General features: G+C 72.5%; 6 protein-coding genes and 2 pseudogenes. 5 read left to right on the top strand and 3 right to left on the bottom strand.

Annotated elements, in window-relative coordinates:
* From G3I19_RS33310 to G3I19_RS33295, 3 genes and pseudogenes are all read right to left on the bottom strand, one after another.
* Nucleotides 1-247 (bottom strand): annotated as a pseudogene (locus G3I19_RS33310) (allophanate hydrolase subunit 2 family protein); the annotation flags it as partial.
* Nucleotides 248-273: 26 nt separating this feature from the next.
* Nucleotides 274-954 carry an allophanate hydrolase subunit 1 gene (locus G3I19_RS33305; RefSeq protein WP_164267443.1) on the bottom strand — a complete coding sequence of 227 codons (681 nt, stop codon included), beginning with the start codon at nt 952-954 and terminating at the stop codon, nt 274-276.
* A 167-nt stretch (nt 955-1,121) separates the two neighbouring features.
* Entirely contained in the window at nt 1,122-1,871 is a 750-nt protein-coding gene (locus tag G3I19_RS33295) for a 5-oxoprolinase subunit PxpA (RefSeq protein WP_164267442.1), read from the bottom strand.
* Between the two features lie 208 nt (nt 1,872-2,079).
* On the opposite strand from G3I19_RS33295, the gene G3I19_RS33290 reads away from it, so the two are divergent.
* From G3I19_RS33290 to G3I19_RS33270, 5 genes and pseudogenes are all read left to right on the top strand, one after another.
* Nucleotides 2,080-2,799 (top strand): GntR family transcriptional regulator, encoded by a 720-nt coding sequence (locus G3I19_RS33290; protein WP_164267441.1) that lies wholly within the window; start codon nt 2,080-2,082, stop codon nt 2,797-2,799.
* Nucleotides 2,800-3,053: 254 nt separating this feature from the next.
* Nucleotides 3,054-3,785, top strand: a complete 732-nt coding sequence (locus G3I19_RS33285; protein WP_164267440.1) for a DUF969 domain-containing protein — start codon at nt 3,054-3,056, stop codon at nt 3,783-3,785.
* Nucleotides 3,782-4,750: a DUF979 domain-containing protein gene (locus tag G3I19_RS33280; protein ID WP_164267439.1), complete on the top strand. Its 969-nt coding sequence runs from the start codon at nt 3,782-3,784 to the stop codon at nt 4,748-4,750. Before G3I19_RS33285 ends, G3I19_RS33280 begins: the two co-directional genes overlap by 4 nt.
* Before the next feature lie 112 nt (nt 4,751-4,862).
* Entirely contained in the window at nt 4,863-5,948 is a 1,086-nt protein-coding gene (locus G3I19_RS33275; protein ID WP_164267438.1) for a DUF2891 domain-containing protein, read from the top strand.
* A gap of 91 nt (nt 5,949-6,039) precedes the next feature.
* Nucleotides 6,040-6,533 (top strand): annotated as a pseudogene (locus tag G3I19_RS33270) (primosome assembly protein PriA); the annotation flags it as partial.

Below are 6,533 nucleotides of genomic sequence, written 5' to 3'. Positions count from 1 at the left end.
CGTCGACGGTGACCCGGCAGGGTGCGCCCCCGACGACCGCGGTCACCGCCCGGGTGGGGCGGACCGCGCAGCCGGTGAGTGTGGTCTCCAGGACGGCGGAGTCCGCCGGGTTGCCGGCCAGCCGGTTGGCCAGGAGGCGGGCCGGGGCGTCCAGGGCGCCCGCGCGCGGGACGCCGAGATGGGCGTACCCGGTACGGCCGCCGTCCTGCACTGTGGTCAGGGCGCCCGCGCGGACCACCTGGAGCATGGCTGCCGTCACCGGCACCGATGGCGTCACTGGCCTGCCCCCTCGGTACGTGGTCCGGCAGTGCGGTGGCCGGCCGGGTTCTCCGTGAAACGGACCCGGGTGCCAGGTGTCAGCAGGGCGGCGGGCTCGCGGTCCTGGTCCCAGAGACGGTCCGGGTCGGGTGTCCGGCCGATGAGCTGCCAGCCGCCCGGGGACGCGCGCGGGTACACGCCGGTGTACGGGCCTGCGAGCGCCAGCGATCCTTCGGGGACCCGGGTGCGCGGGGTGGCGCGGCGGGGCACCCGGAAGCGTTCGGGGAGACCGGTCAGATAGCCGAAACCGGGGGCGAAGCCCGAGAACGCCACCCGGAATTCGATGCCGCTGTGGATCCGCGCCACGTCGCCGGGCCCGACGCCCCACGCGGCCGCCACATCGGCGAGGTCGGGGCCGTCGTACACCACGGGGACCTCGACGACCGGGCCCGCGTCGCGCGGCAGCGGTGGTATCCGCCAGGAGACGAGCGAGCGGGCCAGACGGGCCGGGGCGCCGGGCGCGCCGTCGGATATGCCGTCGAGCAGGACGGTCCCGGCGCCGGGCACGATCTCGCGTACGGCGGGGAGTTCGCCCAGGGCGCCGCGGCGCAGCAGTTCGGCGTGGAACGCCTCGGCGGCCGCCCCCGTGGTGAGTTCCACGAGCAGGCCGTCGCGGCCTGCGGGCAGTACCCGGATGCCGGGGGTGCTGGTGCTGGTGCGGGTGGTGTTGGTGCCGGTGGTGTTGGTGCCGGTGATGGCGGTGCCGATGGTGTCAGTGATGCCGGTGGTGTCAGCGGTGTCAGTGATGCCGGTGGTGTCAGCGATGCCGGTGGGTTCTGTCGGTCCTGTGGTGCTCGGCTCGTTCACGCGAACGACCCGACCGTGACACCGGCCTCTTCGAGGGCCGCCCTGATCCGGCGGGCGACGTCGGCGGCGCCCGGAGTGTCGCCGTGTACGCACAAGGAGCGGGCACCGACCGGTACACGGCTGCCGTCCACGGCGGTCACCGTGCCGTCGACCGCCATCCCGACGGACCGGCGCACGATCGTTCCGGCGTCCTCGACCACAGCGCCGGGCTCGCGGCGCGGGACGAGCGTGCCCTGCGGGGTGTACGCGCGGTCGGCGAACGCCTCATCGACCGCGGGGAGTCCGGCGGCCCGGGCCGCAGTGAGCAGCCGGGAGCCCGGCAGACCCAGTACCGCGAGGCCGCCGCCCGCGAGGCGGATGCCCTCGACGACCGCCGCGGCCTGCTCCTCGTCGCGGACGGTGCGGTTGTAGAGCGCGCCGTGCGGTTTGACGTACGACACACCGGGCCCGGCTGCCTCCGCGAAGACCCGCAGTGCACCGATCTGATAGGCGACCTCGGCGGCCAGTTCACCGGCCGGCATGTCCATGGAGCGGCGGCCGAAACCGGCGAGATCCCGGTACGAGACATGGGCGCCGATGCGCACCCCGCGCGCCGCCGCGGTGTCACACACCCGGAGCATCACGGACGCGTCACCCGCGTGGAAACCGCAGGCGACGTTGGCACTCGTCACACAGGAGAGCAGGGCATCGTCATCGGTGAGCTGCCACCGGCCGAAGCCCTCACCGAGGTCCGCGTTGAGATCCATCACGTGCGTACGCTAACTAATTGTTGAACAATCTGACAAGGGTTGTTGCGGGGGAGGGGTGGAGGGAGGGACAGAGGGGTGGGTGGCCGGGTGCCGGTCCGGGGTCGGCTTGGGTGCGGGCGTGCCCCTGCGGTTGACTTAGGACCCCTTGGCGGTGCCGCCCGGCGCGAGGCGGAGCGGCGAACAATTCACGGACAGGGGTCGAGACATGGCGGGGACAGCGGGCCGGACTTCTCCGGATCTCTCGGAGCTGACGGCGGGCGGCGCCGTTCCGGTCGGCACGGGTGCCGGTACCGCGGAGCGGGTGGCCGCGATCCTGCGTGAGCGGATCACCGAGGGGTACTTCCCGCCCGGCAGCCGGCTGTCCGAGGAGGCCCTCAGCGCGGCGCTCGCGGTGTCCCGCAACACGCTGCGGGAGGCGTTCCGGCTGCTCACCCATGAGCGGCTGCTGGAACACCGGCTGAACAGGGGCGTCTTCGTCCGCGTCCTGGCGGTCGAGGACCTGGTCGACATCTACCAGGTCAGGCTGCTGGTCGAGTGCTCGGCGCTGCGTGCGCTGGGGGAGCCCCCGTACCGGCTGGACGACGTGGAGGCCGCGGTGGCCACCGGGGAGCGGGCCGCGGCCGTGGACGAGTGGGCGGCCTGTTCCACCGCCAACATCCGGTTCCACCAGGCGCTCGCCGCGCTCGCCGGGAGCCCCCGGGTGAACGAGCTGATGCGCAACGTGCTGGCCGAGCTGCGTCTCGCCTTCCATGTGATGGCGGACCCGCGGCGTTTCCACGAGCCCTACCTCACCCGGAACCGACAGCTCGTGGACCGGCTGGCCGCAGGTGACGCAGCGGGCGCCGAACGGATGCTGGGCTTCTATCTGGAGGACTCCCGCCGTCAGCTCGCCGAGGCGTACACGATGCGCCTCGCCGCGGAGTGAGCGCGGGCCGGTGCCGGACGAGCGGGCCGGAACCGGGGGTACGGGGGAACGCCCCGGTGTCCGGGTGAGCGTCGCTGTCCTGGCTGGGCCGCCGGGTCCCGGGTGACCTGCTGGGTGACGTACGGGTGACCTACTGGGTGACGTAACGGGTGGCGAACACCTCTTGTGCGTTTGTTGAACAATCGCCTAGGGTCTCGCGCAGCATCCCCGTCTGATCAGGGCCGTCCGGCCCATGCGCGGAAGAAGGCCGACGCGTGATCGTTCTCCTCGGCGTGCTTGTGGTGATCCTCGGATTCGCCACGCGCCGCAACCCCCTCCTCGTGGTGGGCGTGGCCGGCATCGTGACCGGACTGCTGGGCAAGATGTCGCCGCAGGAAGTGCTGGCCTCGTTCGGCAGCAGTTTCGCCTCGTCCCGTTCCGTGACCGTCTTCGTCATCACCCTCCCGGTCATCGGCCTCCTGGAGCGCTACGGCCTCCAGGAGCAGGCCCGCACCCTCATCGGACGGCTCGGTAAGCTGACCACCGGCCGCTTCCTCGCGCTCTATCTGCTGATCCGCCAGCTGACCGCCTCCGTCGGACTGACCAGCATCGGCGGGCCGGCGCAGAGCGTGCGCCCGCTGATCGCCCCGATGGCCGAGGCCGCCGCCGAGACCCGGGCGGGCGGGCCGCTGCCGAAGCGGCTGCGCGAGAAGATCCGCTCGCACGCGTCGGGTGCCGACACCATCGGCATGTTCTTCGGCGAGGACTGCTTCATAGCCATCGGCTCGATCCTGTTGATCACCGGCTTCGTCAACTCGACGTACAACCAGCACCTCGAACCGCTCAGCCTCGCCCTCTGGGCGATCCCGTCCGCGATCTGCGCCTTCCTCATCCATGGCGCGCGCCTGCTGCACCTGGACCGGGTGCTGGAGCGCGAACTGGCCGTCGTCGCCGCCGAGAACGAACTCGCCGCCCATACCGCCCGCCGCCCCGAGGACCTCAAGTGATCAAGTCCGAGTACTTCTTCTGGCTGGTCGGCGCGGTCTTCCTGGTGATGGCGGCGCAGATGGCGGCCGACCGCACCAACCCCAAGCGCTTCGGCTCGGCGTCCTTCTGGGGCCTGCTGGGCGCGTCCTTCTTCTACTCGACCGGTGTGGTCGACAAATCGCTTCCGGCCGAGCCGCTCGGTGCCGCCGTCCTGGTGCTGATCGTCCTCGGCGGCTTCGGCCTCACCGGCAGGGGCACCCCGCACACCCCGCCCCGCGAGGAGCGGGCCGCTTCGGCCGCGCGGTTCGGCAACAAGCTGTTCCTGCCCGCCCTCACCATCCCCGTCGTCGCGATGCTCTGCGCGACACTGCTCAAGAAGGTGAGGATCGGCGGCGAGCCGGTCCTGGAGCCGACGTACGAGACGATCCTGGGCCTCGGCATCGGGGCGATCGCCGCCCTGGCGGTCGGCATGGTCGTCCTGCGCGAGCGCCGGATCTCGGTCCCGCTGCACGCCGGGCGCAACATGCTCGAATCCATGGGGTGGGCCCTCGTGCTGCCCCAGCTGCTCGCGGTGCTCGGGTCGATCTTCCAGACGGCGGGCGTCGGGGACCAGGTGGGCCGGATCACCGAGTCCATCCTCCCGGACGGACAGCGATTCATCGCGGTGCTCGTCTACTGCTGCGGGATGGTCCTGTTCACCATCGTCATGGGCAACGCCTTCGCTGCCTTCCCGGTCATGACGGCGGCGGTCGGCTGGCCCGTCCTGATCCAGCAGATGCACGGCAGCATTCCGGCGATCCTCGCCATCGGCATGCTCTGCGGATTCTGCGGCACCCTGGTCACGCCGATGGCGGCCAACTTCAACCTGGTCCCGGCCGCGCTGCTGGAACTGGACGACCAGTACGGCCCCATCAAGGCCCAACTGCCCACGGCGGCGGCCCTGCTGGTCTGCAACATCGCCGTCCTCGCGCTGTTCGCCTTCTGAGCCCGCCGTCCGCCCTCCGGCCGCAGCGCAGCACCCAGCCGCCCGTGCCCCCCTCATCCACTTGCCTTCTCGCACCCCCGACCCCGTACCGCCCCGCTCAAGGAGTACCGCCATGCCCCCCACCCCGCCGGTCCCGGCCTCCGTGCTGCCCCGTGAGTACGCCCGTCCGTTCGCGGAGCTGGCGCTCCACAACGTGGTGCGCGAGTACCCGAACGCCCCGGCCCATCTGTACGCGGGGCCCGAGGAGATCGTCGCGCCGCGCGAGCTGCACCCCGCGTTCTACGGGTCGTACGACTGGCACTCGACCGTGCACATGCACTGGCTGCTCGTACGGCTGCTGCGCCGCTACGGACCGGCTGCACCGGGCGGGGACCTGAACGGCGCGGACGCGCTGCCCGCGAGCACGGCGAGCCGGATCACCGAGGTGCTGGACGTCCATCTGACCCCCGCCAACATCGCCGTCGAGGCCGCCTATCTGCGCCGCCGTCCGTCGTTCGAGCGCCCGTACGGCTGGGCCTGGCTGATCGCGCTCGCCGCCGAGTGCCGGGCGCTGGGCGGTGCGACGGGCGACCGGTGGGCGGACGCGCTCGCCCCCGCCGTGGACGCCGTCGGCGATCTGCTGCAGGCATGGCTGGCCAAGGCCACGTACCCGGTCCGGCACGGGGTGCACAACAACAGCGCCTTCGGCCTCGGTCTCGTCCTGGACGCGGGTGAGCGTGCGGGCCTCGCCCGCCCCGTGCTTGACGCGGCGGCAGCCCGGCTGACCGACTGGTTCACCGGGGACCACGACGCACCGCTCCACTGGGAGCCCTCGGGCCAGGACTTCCTCTCGCCCGCGCTGACCGAGGCACACGCGATGCTGCGGGTCCTTCCCGCCGCCGATTTCCCCGGCTGGCTCGCCCGGTTCGTACCGGCCCTGACCAGCGGGGACACCTGCTCGCTGCTCACCCCGCCGGTGATCTCGGACTACTCCGACCCGCAGATCGGGCATCTGCTCGGCCTCACCCTGAGCCGGGCCGCGGGGCTGCGTGCCATCGCCGCAGCGCTGCCCGAGGGGCCGGCGCGCGAGGCCGTGGAGAATTCCGTCGCGGCCCATCTGGCGGTGGGGCTCCCGGCCGTCTCATCGGGCGAATTCAATTCCGACCACTGGCTGGCGACGTACGCCGTGCTCGCCCTGGACAGCGCGCCGGGTCACTGAGCCGCACCACCCGGGCGCCGGTCGGGCGCCCGGCTCCGCGGCCGTCCGCCCGGCACGCCCGATGTCAGTGGTGTCTGGTAGGAATTTGGCTGTGAGCAGCGACGACGAGCAGTCGGGGGCCCCCGGCGACGAGGGCCCCGAGCAGCTTGCTCTCATCCGGGAGACCGTGCGGCGCACCAAGGTGCCCCGGGCCAAGCCGCGCACCTGGCGCGGGGCCGCGCTCGCCAAAGAGCTGCCCGTGGCGAGGGTCGTCGTGAACAAGGGCGTGCTCCACCTCGACCAGTTCTTCGACTACGCCGTACCGGAAGAGCTCGACGAGGCGGCCCAGCCCGGTGTGCGGGTGCGGGTCAGGTTCGGGGCGGGCAGCCGCCAGGTGCGCGACGGCCGCCGCGAGGGCGGCGGGCTGATCGACGGATTCCTGGTCGAGCGCCGGGCCGACTCCGACTACGCGGGGCCGCTCGCCGCGCTGGCCGGGGTGGTGTCGCCCGAGCCCGTCCTCAGCCCCGAACTGCTCGGGCTCGCCCGGGCGGTCGCCGACCGGTACGCGGGCAGCCTCGCCGACGTCCTGCAACTGGCCGTGCCCCC

This window comes from Streptomyces sp. SID10853 (genome assembly GCF_010548145.1).
In the GTDB taxonomy this organism is placed as follows: domain Bacteria; phylum Actinomycetota; class Actinomycetes; order Streptomycetales; family Streptomycetaceae; genus Streptomyces.
The sequence above is the reverse complement of the archived record's forward strand: the minus strand, read 5'-3'. Positions and strand labels throughout refer to the sequence as shown.